This is a genomic window from Paenibacillus sp. FSL H7-0690 (assembly GCF_037980415.1).
Taxonomy (GTDB): Bacteria; Bacillota; Bacilli; order Paenibacillales; family Paenibacillaceae; genus Paenibacillus_AQ; species Paenibacillus_AQ odorifer.
The window spans coordinates 6,136,750-6,151,300 of record NZ_CP150281.1 but is presented as its reverse complement, the minus strand read 5'-3'; the positions used below and the strand labels follow the sequence as shown (position 1 = coordinate 6,151,300).

11 protein-coding genes and 1 other annotated feature are annotated in these 14,551 nt (G+C 45.4%); of the genes, 8 read left to right on the top strand and 3 right to left on the bottom strand.

Features of this window, described 5'->3' with window-relative positions:
* Window positions 1-4 precede the first annotated feature (4 nt).
* Window positions 5-1,189, bottom strand: coding sequence for an oxalate decarboxylase family bicupin (locus tag MHI32_RS26995; RefSeq protein WP_076308768.1), 1,185 nt, complete (start codon window positions 1,187-1,189; stop codon window positions 5-7).
* 164 nt (window positions 1,190-1,353) lie between these two features.
* Between MHI32_RS26995 and MHI32_RS26990 the strand changes: the two genes are divergently transcribed.
* The 4 genes from MHI32_RS26990 (at window position 1,354) to MHI32_RS26975 (ending at window position 7,385) form a co-directional block, all read left to right on the top strand.
* On the top strand, window positions 1,354-2,208 hold the full coding sequence (locus MHI32_RS26990; protein ID WP_340011399.1) for a copper amine oxidase N-terminal domain-containing protein: 855 nt from the start codon (window positions 1,354-1,356) through the stop codon (window positions 2,206-2,208).
* 55 nt (window positions 2,209-2,263) lie between these two features.
* Window positions 2,264-3,820 (top strand): SAM-dependent methyltransferase, encoded by a 1,557-nt coding sequence (locus tag MHI32_RS26985; RefSeq protein WP_340011397.1) that lies wholly within the window; start codon window positions 2,264-2,266, stop codon window positions 3,818-3,820.
* Window positions 3,821-3,865: 45 nt separating this feature from the next.
* Window positions 3,866-4,126 (top strand) — a binding site (T-box leader).
* 81 nt (window positions 4,127-4,207) lie between these two features.
* Complete coding sequence (locus tag MHI32_RS26980; RefSeq protein WP_340011395.1) at window positions 4,208-5,887, top strand: glutamine--tRNA ligase/YqeY domain fusion protein; 1,680 nt, start codon at window positions 4,208-4,210, stop codon at window positions 5,885-5,887.
* A 205-nt stretch (window positions 5,888-6,092) separates the two neighbouring features.
* Window positions 6,093-7,385: an Nramp family divalent metal transporter gene (locus MHI32_RS26975; protein ID WP_076104178.1), complete on the top strand. Its 1,293-nt coding sequence runs from the start codon at window positions 6,093-6,095 to the stop codon at window positions 7,383-7,385.
* A 95-nt stretch (window positions 7,386-7,480) separates the two neighbouring features.
* Here MHI32_RS26975 and MHI32_RS26970 read toward each other — a convergent pair whose 3' ends face one another.
* Complete coding sequence (locus MHI32_RS26970) at window positions 7,481-8,638, bottom strand: N-acetylmuramoyl-L-alanine amidase (protein WP_340011393.1); 1,158 nt, start codon at window positions 8,636-8,638, stop codon at window positions 7,481-7,483.
* A gap of 149 nt (window positions 8,639-8,787) precedes the next feature.
* Between MHI32_RS26970 and MHI32_RS26965 the strand changes: the two genes are divergently transcribed.
* Together MHI32_RS26965 and MHI32_RS26960 are read left to right on the top strand one after the other, a co-directional pair.
* Entirely contained in the window at window positions 8,788-9,795 is a 1,008-nt protein-coding gene (locus MHI32_RS26965; RefSeq protein ID WP_175617364.1) for a TIR domain-containing protein, read from the top strand.
* Window positions 9,792-10,031 carry a hypothetical protein gene (locus tag MHI32_RS26960; RefSeq protein ID WP_036680302.1) on the top strand — a complete coding sequence of 80 codons (240 nt, stop codon included), beginning with the start codon at window positions 9,792-9,794 and terminating at the stop codon, window positions 10,029-10,031. Before MHI32_RS26965 ends, MHI32_RS26960 begins: the two co-directional genes overlap by 4 nt.
* 61 nt (window positions 10,032-10,092) lie before the next feature.
* On the opposite strand, the gene MHI32_RS26955 is transcribed toward MHI32_RS26960, so the two are convergent.
* The gene (locus tag MHI32_RS26955; protein WP_339188552.1) at window positions 10,093-11,178 is read right to left on the bottom strand and encodes an LLM class flavin-dependent oxidoreductase; all 1,086 of its coding nucleotides are present in this window, start codon (window positions 11,176-11,178) and stop codon (window positions 10,093-10,095) included.
* A 246-nt stretch (window positions 11,179-11,424) separates the two neighbouring features.
* Here MHI32_RS26955 and MHI32_RS26950 point away from each other — a divergent pair, with 246 nt between their 5' ends.
* On the top strand, window positions 11,425-12,777 hold the full coding sequence (locus MHI32_RS26950; protein WP_339188550.1) for a PQQ-binding-like beta-propeller repeat protein: 1,353 nt from the start codon (window positions 11,425-11,427) through the stop codon (window positions 12,775-12,777).
* 164 nt (window positions 12,778-12,941) lie between these two features.
* On the top strand, window positions 12,942-14,225 hold the full coding sequence (locus MHI32_RS26945) for an ArsB/NhaD family transporter (protein ID WP_340011391.1): 1,284 nt from the start codon (window positions 12,942-12,944) through the stop codon (window positions 14,223-14,225).
* Window positions 14,226-14,551 lie beyond the last annotated feature (326 nt).

Sequence of the window (14,551 nt, the reverse complement as noted above, 5' to 3'; positions counted from 1 at the left end):
TAACCTATTCTTTTAACTTAGGGTATTTCACCACTGGCCATTTCACTTTCCGTAAGGCATTGATCATTTCGGGCCCAACGTTCAAATTACTTTGAACCAATTCATGGGGAGTGAGAGCCATCCATTGGTTCAGAGAGACGTCGGCAAAACGGTCACTTTTGAACATTTCGAGGAACCACAACGATTCTTCTCCTGTATTCTGAATATAATGTCCAAATGCAAAAGGAACATACCCAACATCGCCAGCCCTGTAATTAAAGGTACGTGCTGCACCGTTTCCGGCAAACACAGTCATCCGTCCTTTTCCGGTAAGATAATATTGCCACTCATCGTTGTTGGGGTGCCAGTGGAGCTCTCTCATTCCTCCAGGTTCAATCTCTACCAGTGCAGCAGCCACGGTCTTGGAGACCGGAAAGTTGCTGGAGTCAACGATTCTGACGCTCCCGCCAGGAGTCTTTAATGGAGGCTGTGCCAACAGCGAATGTTTGAAGCTCTGTGGAATTTCTCCATATGGCGATTGCACCTTTTGGCTTTGTAATGAGCCGGGAACTTGATCCTGATAAATATAGACTTGTTCAGTGGGGATGGAGTCAAAGGCCTCGGCAGGTATTCCAAAGTTAGCTGAAAGTACCTCTTTAGGCGTATGGGCGAACCAATCGGAAATAGACAAGGTATTCAGATCAGAGAAGCTTCCGTCGTCGAAGACAAGGAGAAATTCACAGCCTTCTTCAAGACCTTGTATAGAGTGAGGAATACCCGGCGGAAAATACCATAGATCACCAGGTCCTACATCTGCTATAAAGTTCCGTCCATTCTGATCCACAGCAGTAATCCGAGCGCGGCCTAACAGCATATAAGACCATTCCGCTTGCTGATGCCAGTGAAGCTCTCGTACTCCACCGGGGGTCAGGCTCATATTCACACCTGCCAGTGTAGTTGCGATAGGGAGTTCTCTGACGGTTACTTCTCTGGACCAGCCACCATGATTAAGCTGCATATGCGCATCAGAGAAAGAAAATTTCAAATTGGGAACCAGGCCCGCATCAGTCACCGGAGGAACGAACATATCCGGATTCTCAAGATCCCGCATAACATCTCGGGGTCCTTTATCTAATCCCCCTGTGCCATCGCTTCGGATGGGCTGGGGGATGTTTGTTTTGTTTGCCGAATCCTGTCCAGCAGAAGTCATAAGAGGTTCTCCTTTCTTGTTCCTTAAGAGTTCAATGAAAATATATGCGGAATGCTGTCTTTTATGATGGATAGCAGAAGTGGTACAAGTTGACATGTGTAGGGTCATCATTGATTATTACTAATAGAGGCTAAGGTTCTAGATGAACTGGAGAGGGGTTTGTGATGATTCACATCAAGGAGTCCTTACAACGATTAGGGAAAATAAAAGCTTACGTAATAGGTCTATTAGTGATTATGTTCGCCGCGGGATCTGCGGTTACACCTACATCGGTGTCGGCAGCTGTCCAGTTAGGGACACAGGTAATGCCACTGTCATACGGGGGATATTACGTGCTTTTTCCAGGTAAACTCGCCCCTTATTTCAAAGCAGGTAAATTAATGGTGCCGATTCGAGCCTTCTCCAATGCGATTGGCGCAGATTTGCTCTATGACGCTCTGAGCAAGAGTATTACTGTTTCACTGCTGGACCGATCGGTAGGAAATATTAAAGCAGGGCAGCTAGAGGCAGATTTTAATGGGGAGACCGTAGATTCATTAGGCGTTGCTCCAGAGATAAAGGATGGCACTCTGTTTGTTCCGGCGTCTCCCATTTTAGAAGGGCTTAAGTCTTTTCGCTGGGAAGTGCAATTTAATAATGTGAATAAATTAACCCTTGGCATTGGAGCCAGAAAAGGGGAGGAATGGGTGAAGCCTGAGGCAGATCGTGCGCTTGCTCCTTATCCACTCGAAACGACAGCACATCCGTATCCGTTATATCCTACTATGCTAACGCAGGCTCAATCCGGGAAAGAATATAGATTAACCTTAGGCGTGCAAAATACCTCCGGATTCATCATCCCCAAAGGAAACGCGGAATTAGAGCTGGTGAGTGTGGACAGTGAAGGGAATTCTTTTTATCAAACGTTGAAAGGACCTGATTCCTCAACCTCCAAGGCGGCATTATTATCATTTTCCGTTACCATTCCAACAGAGGCTGAATACGTCATTTTCAGGTCACGCACATTGAGAGCGCAATAAGGCAATTGCTATAGATTATTCCAACAAGCTAGACAGAGAGCGGGTAAAGAAACAGATGACAGGTAACAAAGAACAGCAATATCGCTTCAGCGAAGCACCGATTTGGGAATTGCAACGAACATATTATGAAGAGCAGGGATTAAAGGCTTGGAATAATGATCAGGTCCCGCAGTACATCACGAGTAACCCTATGATTGCGACAGCATACGCAGAGATGATCTTTGGATTTCTGCAAGACCGGGCTGGACAAGGGCATCTCTCAGAGACCGTTACGATTCTAGAACTTGGAGCGGGAGCAGGCCGGTTAGCCTTCCATGTGCTTAAAAAGTTATGTGAAATCGTAGACTACGCAGATATTCCTCTTCCTCCTTTTCGTTATGTGATGAGTGATTTGCCTTCCAAAAATATATCCAGCTGGCAGCAGCACCCGAGCCTACTTCCTTACGTAGAGCAGGGTATTTTGGACTTCGCTCGTTTTGATGCTGTGCAGGATGTAGAACTACATTTAGTACACGCTAAGCTCAGCATTCGGCCGGGTGATTTACAGCAGCCATTGGTGATTGTGGCAAATTACTTTTTTGACAGCATTCCGCAAGAATTAATTTATGTGGATGAAGGAAAAATATATGAATGTGAGGTTTCGATCCAGTATTCGGCGGAAGTTGATCCGGATAACCCCTCCGATGCGCTCGGCAAAATCATCCCGCAGTACCATTATAGGCGTGCGGCTAGTTATGAAGAGGAGACTTATCCCTATCATGACGTTATAGCGCTTTATCAGCAGAAGCTGGAGGATTCACATATACTCTTTCCGGTGGTGGGGCTTACTTGTCTGGAGCGGCTTGCGCGGCTCTCTACAGAGGGATTCGTGCTGCTTACAGCGGATAAGGGAGACCATCGCTTAGAGAACTGGGAATTTGCAGAACCTCCATTGCTGATTCATCACGGAAGCTTCTCTTTGACCGCGAATTATCATGCGATAGAGCATGTGCTGAAACAAAAAGGGGCGCATTCAATATTCACCAGTCATCACTATAAAAACCTGAACATCGGCTGTATTCTTATGCTACCAACACCGCTGAGCTATACAAACACTCGGCTGGGTTACAAGCGGTTTATAGAACGTTTTGGCCCGGATGATTTCTTTAGTATGAAGGAATGGATGGATCAGCAATTAGATACGATGGGGCTGCAGCAAATTTTGGCCTTTTGGCGTTTGGGTGGGTATGATGCTGAATGGTTTATCCATAGCGCTGAACAGATTTCGGAGCTGCTGCCGGGTGCCAGTGATGAAGAAATGCTGGATCTACAGCGAGGTATACAGTTGATGTGGACGGGCTATTATCCGATGGAACAGAGTTATGATCTGTCGCTAGATGCGGGGTTGCTGCTGTATGAAATGGATAAATTCGCGGAAGCATTGGGTTACTTAGAACGCTCCATGCATGCGAGTACGGAAGAACCATTGGCATCAGTGCTGTATAGCATGGCAATCTGTAACTATGAGCTAGGAGCTGAAGCTGCTGCATTGGAATACGCGCGTAGAGCTTTGGCTGCAGAGCCTGACAATGAAGTAGTATTGGAGCTCCTAACGGCGCTTAGCGGGGAATAAGCACATTTACATAGGGTTATCTTTTTGGTATCCTATACAAAATAATCAAACGCGATGACGAGAAGAGTACATGAAATCATTCCTTCACAGAGAGCCCTGGATGATGAGAACAGGGTAAGGGAGATTTTATCGAAACAAGCCTCTGAGCGGCATATCGGAACCGGACTAAGGGGATGGTATGACGGGAGCTCCTGTTATAGAGCTAGAGTATAAGCACTGCGCAAGATGTTTTGCCGTACTTGATGAGATTAATATGGCGACATATTAATGAACCTGGGGTGGTACCGCGAGAATTTCGTCCCCAAGACCATAAGTCTTGGAGGTGAGGTTCTTTTTATTTTGCAGATTAAGCAGGCGGATATCACTTATAAACAGGAGGTAACACCAATGAACGAGGAACCGGAAGTATTAGCAGAGAGTTACATCGACAGATTGATTCAAGAAGAGCTGGAAGCAGGGACTTACAATAGAGATATATGCACGAGATTTCCACCGGAGCCTAACGGGTATCTGCATATTGGCAGTGCGTATGCTATTCATACGAACTATACGACTGCGAAAAAGTATGGCGGGAAGTTCCATTTGCGCTTTGATGACACCAATCCTTTAAAAGAGGATCTGGAGTATGTAAATGCCATCATCGAAGATATTCAATGGATGGGCTATCCACCGGACCATATTTTTTATGGATCAGACTATTCTGAGAAAATATACAATAGCGCAGTTACGTTAATCCGAAAAGGAAAGGCGTATGTCTGTGATTTATCACCTGAAGAGGTGACAGCCTATAGAGGGACGCTTACGGAGCCGGGAAAAAACAGCCCGTTCCGGGAGCGTTCTGTGGAAGAGAATTTGCGGTTATTTACGGAGATGAAAGCTGGAGATTATCCAACGGGAGCCAGAGTGTTGCGGGCTAAAATAGATATGAGCTCACCTAATATCAACTTACGTGATCCGGTGATTTACAGAATCATTCATGCGGAGCATTATAGAACGGGTAACGAATGGTGTATCTATCCGATGTATGATTTTGCCCATCCTATACAAGATGCTATCGAAGGGATTACGTATTCCTTATGCTCGATTGAATTTAAGGATCATCGGCCGCTCTATGAGTGGGTATTGAATGAGCTGGATATCCCTGAGGCTCCTAAGCAAAGAGAGTTTGGACGGGTGAACATCACCGGAGTTGTGACGAGTAAACGGTATATCAGACAGCTGGTTACAGGCCATTATGTGGATGGCTGGGATGACCCGAGACTTCCTACGCTTCGCGGTTTACGCAGAAGAGGTTTTACGCCGGAGAGTATCCGGAATTTTGTGAAGGAGATTGGCTTTGTCAGAAATAGCACCATTGTGGATATTGCCATGTTAGAGCATGCGCTTAGACAAGATCTGAAGGCAAAGGTTCCAAGTGTGATGGCTGTTCTTAAGCCTTTAAAAGTGGTCATTACTAATTATCCTGAGGATCATAACGAAGGGCTGACGATTGAGAATAACAGTGAAGATAAGTCACTTGGAGAAAGAGAGGTTCCTTTTTCACGAACCCTTTATATTGAACAAGAAGATTTCATGGAGGAGCCGCCAAAAGGTTATCACAGGCTGACTATGGGGAATGAAGTAAGGCTAAAGGGTGCTTATTTCATAAAATGCAATGAAGTAATCAAGGATGAAGTTACCGGAGAAATCCTAGAGCTTCGCTGCACCTATGATCCGAGAACGAAGAGCGGAAGCGGGTTTAAAGAACGGAAGGTTAAGGCGACCATTCACTGGGTATCGGCAGACCATGCTATCAAGGCTGATGTTCATCTATATGAGCGTCTGCTGAAAGATAACGACGGTCCTAAAGAAGACGGTGAGCGCTGGGACGAGTATCTTAATCCAGATTCCTTAACGATCCTGAAGGATTGTTTGCTGGAGCCATCAATGGGCAACGCAAGGCCAGAAGATAAATTTCAATTGATCCGGCACGGATTTTTCTGTGTGGATAAGAAGTATACCACGGCAGATAAGCTAGTGCTGAACCGGATAGTACCGCTCAAGGACACATGGAAGAAAAATTCATAAGCAGCTTAAGCTGGGCGAAGATCGGGTAATTCCTGATCATCGTCCAGCTTTTTTTGTGCCTAGTCGTTGGTGAACAAGCAAATGAAAATTCCATATGAAACATGTTTACATTTTTCAGAAATAAGCATATACTTTAAATATAAGTTGCACAGGGGAAACTTTCGTGTATATAGACAACTTTTTCAGGGCAAGAGGAGGAATTGAAATGCTCGAACAAACTTTAGTAGAACAACCACATATAAAACAACATAAGAACTCGGTTTCAGCACAAGCCGTACTTAACGGGGAGATCAAAGGGATTAAACGATTACTTCCTTTTCTAGGCCCAGCTTTTATCGCTGCTGTTGCTTATCTGGATCCAGGTAATTTTGCCACCAATATTACGGCGGGCTCCAAATATGGATATCTCTTATTGTGGGTGATCGTGGCCTCTAATCTAATGGCTGTGCTAATCCAAGCGTTATCCGCCAAGCTGGGGATTGCGACAGGCAAGAACTTGCCTGAGATCGCTCATGATCGTTTTCCGAAGAGTGTATCTATCTTCTTATGGATTCAAAGTGAGCTAGTGATTATAGCTACGGATCTGGCAGAGTTTATCGGGGCGGCATTAGGACTATATCTCTTATTTGATATTCCCATGCTGCCAGCAGCACTGATTACTGCGGTGGGCTCATTTGCTATCTTAGAGCTGCAACGCCGGGGATACCGCTCCCTAGAGGCAGGGATTGCCGCGATGATCCTTATAGTCGTATTAGCCTTCGCTTTTCAAGTTATTGTAGCTAAACCGGATATGGGAGCAGTTGCCGTAGGCATGTTTACACCTAAGTTTGAAGGGGTGGACAGCATCCTATTGGCCGCAGGAATTCTAGGTGCAACCGTGATGCCACATGCGATTTACCTGCATTCATCACTTACACAGAACCGTATCGTCGGGGTGAATGAATCGGAGAAAAAACAGATTTTCAAATTGGAATTTATAGATATTATTATTGCGATGATTATCGCAGGTGCAGTAAATCTGGCTATGGTTATTGTCTCCGCGGCATTGTTTTTCAAAAATGGTCTCGTGGTTGAAGATCTGGATGTCGCGTTTCAACAATTTGGTCACTTAGCTGGGCCAGTAACGGCGATCTCGTTTGGGTTGGGACTACTCATTGCGGGACTGTCGAGTTCCTCCGTAGGGACTATGGCTGGCGATGTGGTTATGCAAGGCTTCATCAACAAAAGAATTAACCTGTACTTGCGCCGTGCGATTACCATCATTCCGCCACTAGCGATCATTGGTTTTGGTGTGAATCCAACCAAAGCGCTCGTGATCAGTCAGGTGATCCTGTCCTTTGGGATTGCGTTCGCGTTGATTCCGCTGGTTGTGTTTACAAGCAATCGCCAGATTATGGGCGGGTTAGTGAATCGCAAAATGACAGCCACTCTGGGCTGGATTATCTCCGGTCTGGTTGTATCGTTGAACTTGTTCTTGGTCTATCAAATGCTCGTATAAGGAAGCAGTCAAAAGAGCCCGACCCACAGATCTCCTCAGATCATACCTGAGAGATACATGGGTCGGGCTTTTTTTTGGAGTGTTGTTCCAGCCAGTTATTTAAAATAATCCGCAACGCCTTCAGCGATGGCTTTAGCCGCTTTTTTCTGATAGGAGGCCTTGCGGACAATGGACTCGTCTGTAGGATTGGTAAGGAATCCAAGCTCAACCAAGGTAGCTGGAATCCGATTCTCCCTTAGGATGTGATAATCGCCAAAGGACAACCCGTTGCTTTTCAGACCGATGCCTTGCCCCAGCCGGGTTTCAATCGCCCGCGCCAGCTTCAAATCATCCGCTTCTGAATAAAAGAAGGTCAACGTTCCGGACACATTTTTAGGTGAAGAATTATAATGAACGCTTACAAAAGCATCAGCACGCAGGGCTTGGCTCATCTGAACACGACGAGCTAACGTCGGCTTCTGATCGTCTCGGGTGCGCGTCATCTCTACCCGTGCTCCTTTAGCAACAAGAGCATCGCGGACATAAAGTGCAGTATGCAGATTCAAATCTTTTTCCATGGTGTTATATGTAGTGCCAAGCATGCCCGGATCACTGCCGCCATGACCAGGATCGATGACGATCAGCTTTCCTCGTAGTCCGCCTTTATGCTGGACGGTGCTTATGCTGCTTGTACTGCTTGTACTGCTTGATGTGCTTCCACTTCGGATATACTGCTCTGCCACCCAACCGGTTTCACCGCTGACTGTGCGAATTCGAGCCCAGCCGTTCTGATGAAGAAGGAGAGTGACTGTATCCTTGGCTTTTAAAGAACCGAGCACCTTATAGTGAGTTCCTGGGCCACTTCGGATGCGCAGAGAATCAGCCGTGACTGTAGCCTTTGAAGTTCTACTAGAAGTATTGGCTGATGTTGACGAGGCAGTATTGGTTCTAGTAGCAATAGACGTTCCAGAAGCGCTGGATTGCAGGGAGTTGCTGTTCACCTTTTTTAGGTAATAACCCGCTACCCAGCCAGAGGTGCTCCCCGCTTTAACCTCTAACCATCCATGCTGCTCATCAGTCACAGTAACCCGAGCCCCATTCTTAATTGAACCTACAACAGTTGCATTCTTAGCCGGTTCATCGCGTACATTTAAAGAACTCGCATATACCTGTGCGGTATAACTTCCCGCTGCTGTCTTTGCTTCAGCAGACTGTGGCGCTGCTATACCCAAAAGGCAAGCTGTGAGCAGGGTGACACCTATCATTTTGTTCATAGTATCCTCGCTTTTTGAGAGTAGTCGTAATTCCTTACCCAATTTACGAGGTTTAGAATAATATTTTTTGAGAATATGGCCTCTTTTCTGGTGGTCTAAAGACTTGTATAATTATTACATATCGGGAAAGAGGATGAAGGAGCATTGCCGTGACTAAACCAAAGCTATTCATTGGATCTTCCAGGGAGTCTATACGTTATGCAAGAGCGATTCATGAGCAGCTGAAGAGGGATGCTGAAGTGCATCCTTGGTATGCCAACGCTTTTCGGGCGAATGAATACACTATGGAGGCGTTGGAGCGAAATTTGGATGAGAGCGATTTTGCCGTATTTGTGTTCTCGCCAGATGATGTCGCCAAAATCCGTGGTAAATATTATTATGTGACCCGCGATAATACGGGGTTTGAAATGGGTTTGTTTTGGGCTAGATTACGGCGCAGCCGTGTTTTTTGTCTAGTGCCTGATCAGGTAACTGCGCGTGATGATCTCATCCCTGGAGAAAATGTAGAAGAATATCATCTGCTATCTGATTTAGCGGGAATTACATCTTTAGAGTATGAAGTGCATCACGATAATCCTACGGCTGCTGTGGATGTGAGCTGTGGTAAGATTATTGATAGTATTCAAGAGCGTGGAAGATTCCGTGACCCGCTTAAAGATTTAGAGCAGCTAAAGATGGATTTAAGGCGCAAGGAAAGTATCCTTCATTTTTTTTGGCAATATAATAGTAATGTGACCATCTCCGAGAATGGAGATAAATATCACGCACTTAGTGAGGCGATACGCAATTCCTTTTTACCTCCGAAGCATTGTCGTGTAATCGGTGCAGCCATCTGGCAGGCACAAGAGAAGGAACAACTTGTTCAGGTGGGGGGGAATGTCGGACGTGGTCACTCCTATCCCTTGTCTGTAACGAAAGGGAATGAGAAGCAGCCTAGTGTGGTAGATGCATTTTTATCGAGTAAATGGACTTTTTTTCAACGCACGGAAGTTGCAGAGGTATATATCCTATGCTATCCTCTAGGTAAGAAGTATGTTCTTTCCGTTCATTTCTCAGGAAGTGATGGATTATCTGCAGATGATCTTAAGGCGGTAGTTGGGAATAATCAGGATTTATTCCGTACCATCAATCATTTAGTAGGAGAGGATTCAGCATGAAGAGAATAAAAGGTATTAACAGCTTATCCGATGCTGTTCTCCGATCTGCGAGTGGTGGGAGCAGGAGTGCAGGCGGCGATGACAAAAGCACCAAAAGAAAAGCAGGCTCGAGTCATTCTGCTCAGCAGCCAGCTTCAGCTCAGATTTATACTGCACCTTCTTTGGACGGCGGAGACGACGAATATAAGAAGCTTATCAGCGGGAAAGTAGATAATAATAAACCATCCTTTGCGTGATTTTATTTATAAAAAGGGGGCCTCAGCCGTTGGCTTGAGGGCCCCTTTTTGGTATTCCATTCTAACGGCTGTTCTTCTTGGCGATCTCACGCCGTACGATAGGTGCAACCTCTGTTGCCAAAAGTTCAATGGCTTTGGCTACCTTAGCGTAAGGAAGGCCGCCGATATCGAGCTGAGTCATAAAGCGGCTATGACCGAACAGCTCATGCTGATAGAGAATTTTTTCGATAATTTGCTGCGGGCTGCCTACAGCCATCGTGTTATCAGCAGATACATATTGCCCAAAGTCATCACGAGACACCTTGTACTCTTGACCCGGTTTTGGACTGATAGAGTTACGGTAACTATAGTAGTAAGGGTAATATTCATCCAACGCCTGCTGTGAGGTTTCAGCAATGTAGCCGTGGCTAGTGATCGCAATCTTTAGATCTTCAGGTGGATGTCCTGCTTGAATTCCGGCACGCCGATAGGTTGCGGCAAGCTCTTGAAAAGGCTCTGGACTGCCGCTTAGGATGGCGATAGCCATTCCGGTCCCGAGCATCCCGGCCTTCTCCGCACTTTCTGGAGAACCGCCTACACCAATCCAGAGCGGAAGATTCTCTTGCAATGGACGTGGAGCAATCTCCGAATCCTTCAGCGATGAACGGAAGGAGCCCTCCCAGTTCATAACTTCATGTTTGTTAAGCTCCAAGAGTAAATTGATGTTCTCGGAGAATAGACGGTGATAATCTTCAAGCTCATACCCGAAGAGCGGAAAAGACTCCACAAAAGCACCACGCCCCGCAATAATCTCTGCACGTCCATTCGACAGCAAATCAAGTGTGGCGAAATCCTCGAACACCCGTACAGGATCAATGGTGCTTAATACGGTTGTTGCGCTCGTTAGTTTAATTCTGTTAGTAACCTGAGAAATGGCAGCCAGCACCACTGGCACCGAAGAAATTACAAAATCAAGACGATGATGCTCACCTACACCAAATACATCAAGTCCCGCCTCATCTGCCAGCTTAGCTGCAGCTACAACTTCGTCGAGACGTTGTTTTGGACTGATCTTCTTCCCTGTATGACAATCCGCTACGATGTCTCCTAAGGTATAGATACCAAATTCAAAATCGGATGCTGGTGCTGCCGTTGCTTCGTTACTCATGCTCACAAACCCCTTGTTATTCATATATTTGCTAAAGCCTGTCCGTGTATGGAGGAATGTGATTATTATAACACAATGACTTACAAAATGTAAGTTTGTGAGTAAATGTTTTGAATTCTTCTGTTGTTTTTGACAAAATGGAATAATAATCCATAAGGATTATGTCCTGCTCGTCCAATATTATTATATTTGATTTTAAGAAGCTATCCAAATGAGGCAGTTACTTATATGAGGAGGAGTTTGGTGGTGAGAGGAACAATATTGAAATCTTATCTTCGTACTGCAGTTATTGGTTTAGGGGTATTGCTTATGGTAAATCCGGTACAAGCAGCTGCGGTTGATCCACACACCTCTTTTATAGGCTCGAATGGTGATGATTACTATGCAAACCTGCCTGCTGCGAAGGTTGAATGGTCAACAACAATGGATTTGCCAGCTTTGAAAGATGTGCCGTCGGATTATATCATGGGTAAGGGTGTTGTTGCAGTCGGCGCGGGCAAAGCTTTTATCCTTCAAAAGGGTCAGCTTTTAGCGATTAACGTCCAGACTGGAAAAGTAATGTGGAAATACGGCTCCAAATTAACAACGCCGCTGCTCTATCAGGATGGCGTGGCTTACGTCACTTCGGAGGCAGGTACGATCTATGCAGTTAACGCGGCTACGGGCAAAAATAAATGGAGCTCATCGGCAACCAGTAAAGGTGTCAGTAAATTGTTAATTGATAAAGAGCAGCTATTCGCTGCTAATGGCGATATTCAAGCCTACAATCTGAAAGATGGCAAGTTGCAGTGGCGCGATAATTTCAGCGAAATGCTGTTTGAACCATTTATGGTTGAGGGGAATCTGGTGCTAGCTCAAAACTCAGAGTCCGGAGCGTATACGTATGACATTTTACATGCGTTTGATCGAACAACAGGTAAAGAGCTTTGGAATAGTGGTAATCATAGTCTTCCGATTGCAGCAGAGGGGACTACGCTTATCTCACAACGGGAAGCTACATTGGTAGACCCTCTTCCTTTGACGACACTCGATCATTTGGATGTGAAGACAGGTAAGCTTGTAAAGGCTGTAGAGTATAACCCCGCTCATATAGATCCTAATCATCCGAAACCAGAAGAAGAATATATGACTAGCGGAGGCAGAGCCTGGATCATTGGGGACAGGATATATATTGGGGGACAAAAAGGAGTCTATGGCTACCCAGTAAATGTTGATCCAGCTGCCGTAACACGAGATAATTATTCGTATGAATCCATCGGAGCTAAGTTATCCTACGCGGCGGGTCCTTATGATGGAAGAATTCTTTTTAGTAACGAACAGAGCATCTATGGTGTTAAAATGTCTAATAAATCTGTGTTCCAGTACGGAGGAATCAGCAATCCGATTGCCCGCTTCGATCTGCTCGGACATGGCATGTATGTTGCCCAGACCGATGGGAAATTGGTTGCTATTGATCTAATTACCGCCAAACCTATCGTGCAGCTCAAAACATCAGGTAGAGTATTCGGCCCAACCTTGCTGGAGGATGGGATGATTATTGTGCAGAGTAAAGGGAAGTTAACTGCTTTCAAGGAGCCTCAGGCTCTGAAAATGAAATAATCGAATCTACAACGGCTCTCCGATAAACATCCGGCAGAGTCGTTTTTTAGTGGAATGATTCCACAATCCCAGTGCGAAAAATACAAATCTATTTTATGATAATAAGGTTATAGTATGAGTAGACTGTAAGTTAACGAAATTACATAGAAGGACCGAGGGATATTATGGAACAGCAAGCGGTTTGGGCGATAGGCATTTTTCTGCTGATTTATGGACTTATTATTTCCGAAAAGATTCACCGTACCATTCTGGCGATGTTAGGAGCTATCGTCATGATAGCGATGGGCATTGTGGATCAGGAGACGGCATTGCAGCACATCGATTTTAATACTATAGGACTGCTTGTAGGGATGATGATGATTGTAGGGATTACCGCAGAGACGGGGCTCTTTAAATACGCAGCTGTGAAATCAGCTAAGTTGGCGAAGGGGAAGCCGAAGAGAATAATGATTGCTTTGTTTGTGATTACCGCAGTGGCTTCAGCCTTTTTGGATAATGTGACGACAGTGCTGCTTATGGTGCCAGTCACCTTCAGTATTACAAGACAACTGCGCATACATCCGCTGCCTTTTTTGATGTCACAAATTATCGCATCTAATGTAGGCGGAACGGCAACCTTGATCGGAGATCCACCTAATATCATGATTGGCAGTGCGGTTAAGGAGCTGACCTTCATGGCTTTTATTAGCAATCTGACACCCGTGATTATCATCATTGTTTTGGCGTATATCCCGCTGCTGTTATTGATGTTCGGTAAACAAATTAAAACTACACCTGAACTGCAGCAGAGCATCATGGACATGGATGAGAAGGTTATGATTACAGATCATAAGTTGCTGCGAAAATGTTTGATCGTACTGGCAATTACGATTGCCGGGTTCTTTTTACATCAGGCGTTACATTTGGAGTCCGCTACGGTTGCACTGGCTGGTGCATTTTTACTGCTGCTGCTGACCGGAGGGGAACATATGCTGGAAAAAGCTTTTCACAGCGTAGAATGGATTACGATCTTCTTTTTTATCGGACTGTTCGTGTTGGTGTCAGGGCTTGTAGAGACAGGTGTGATTGCAGAGCTGGCAGCAAAAGCGATTGAAATAACGAATGGTGATGTGCTGATGAGCTCAATGATGATTTTATGGGTCAGCGCCATTACCTCGGCATTTCTGGATAATATCCCTTTTGTAGCAACTATGATCCCGCTGATTCAGGAGATGGGCAATATGGGGATCAGCAATTTGGAGCCGTTATGGTGGAGTTTGGCCTTAGGCGCTTGTCTGGGTGGCAATGGCACATTGATTGGTGCGAGTGCTAATTTGATAGTAGCAGGTTTGGCAGGAAAAGAGGGGTACCCGATTACATTCATGAAGTATTTGAAGGTCGGATTTCCTTTAATGCTGTTATCCATTGTGATCTCCAGCGTGTATTTATATTTAAGATATCTGATGTAAGCAGCGTTGCTAAGAGCCGGGGGAGCGATATGCTTGAAGTGATATTTTGATACGGTAGAAGTTGTGGAGGAAGTAGAAGGAGTAGTGGAAGTAGTGGAAGTAGTGGAAGTAGAGGAAGTGGTGGAAGTAGAGGAAGTAGTGGGAGTAGAGGGAGTAGAGGAAGTAGAGGGAGTAGTGGGAGTAGAGGGAGTAGAGGGAGTAGTGGAGTAGAGGAAGTAGAGGGAGTAGTGGAGTAGAGGAAGTAGAGGGAGTAGATGCAGAAGTATAAGTAACAAGTGGAGGCAAAATGCAGATTTTGAAGTGGTAGACATAGGTTGGAGTAACGG

Coding starts and splice junctions, on each gene's coding strand:
- MHI32_RS26955 (WP_339188552.1), bottom strand. CDS start 11,178: ATGAGTAACGAAGCAACGGCAGCACCAGCATCCGATTTTGAATTTGGT.
- MHI32_RS26960 (WP_036680302.1), top strand. CDS start 9,792: ATGAAGAGAATAAAAGGTATTAACAGCTTATCCGATGCTGTTCTCCGA.
- MHI32_RS26995 (WP_076308768.1), bottom strand. CDS start 1,189: ATGACTTCTGCTGGACAGGATTCGGCAAACAAAACAAACATCCCCCAG.
- MHI32_RS26980 (WP_340011395.1), top strand. CDS start 4,208: ATGAACGAGGAACCGGAAGTATTAGCAGAGAGTTACATCGACAGATTG.
- MHI32_RS26970 (WP_340011393.1), bottom strand. CDS start 8,638: ATGAACAAAATGATAGGTGTCACCCTGCTCACAGCTTGCCTTTTGGGT.
- MHI32_RS26985 (WP_340011397.1), top strand. CDS start 2,264: ATGACAGGTAACAAAGAACAGCAATATCGCTTCAGCGAAGCACCGATT.
- MHI32_RS26975 (WP_076104178.1), top strand. CDS start 6,093: ATGCTCGAACAAACTTTAGTAGAACAACCACATATAAAACAACATAAG.
- MHI32_RS26945 (WP_340011391.1), top strand. CDS start 12,942: ATGGAACAGCAAGCGGTTTGGGCGATAGGCATTTTTCTGCTGATTTAT.
- MHI32_RS26990 (WP_340011399.1), top strand. CDS start 1,354: ATGATTCACATCAAGGAGTCCTTACAACGATTAGGGAAAATAAAAGCT.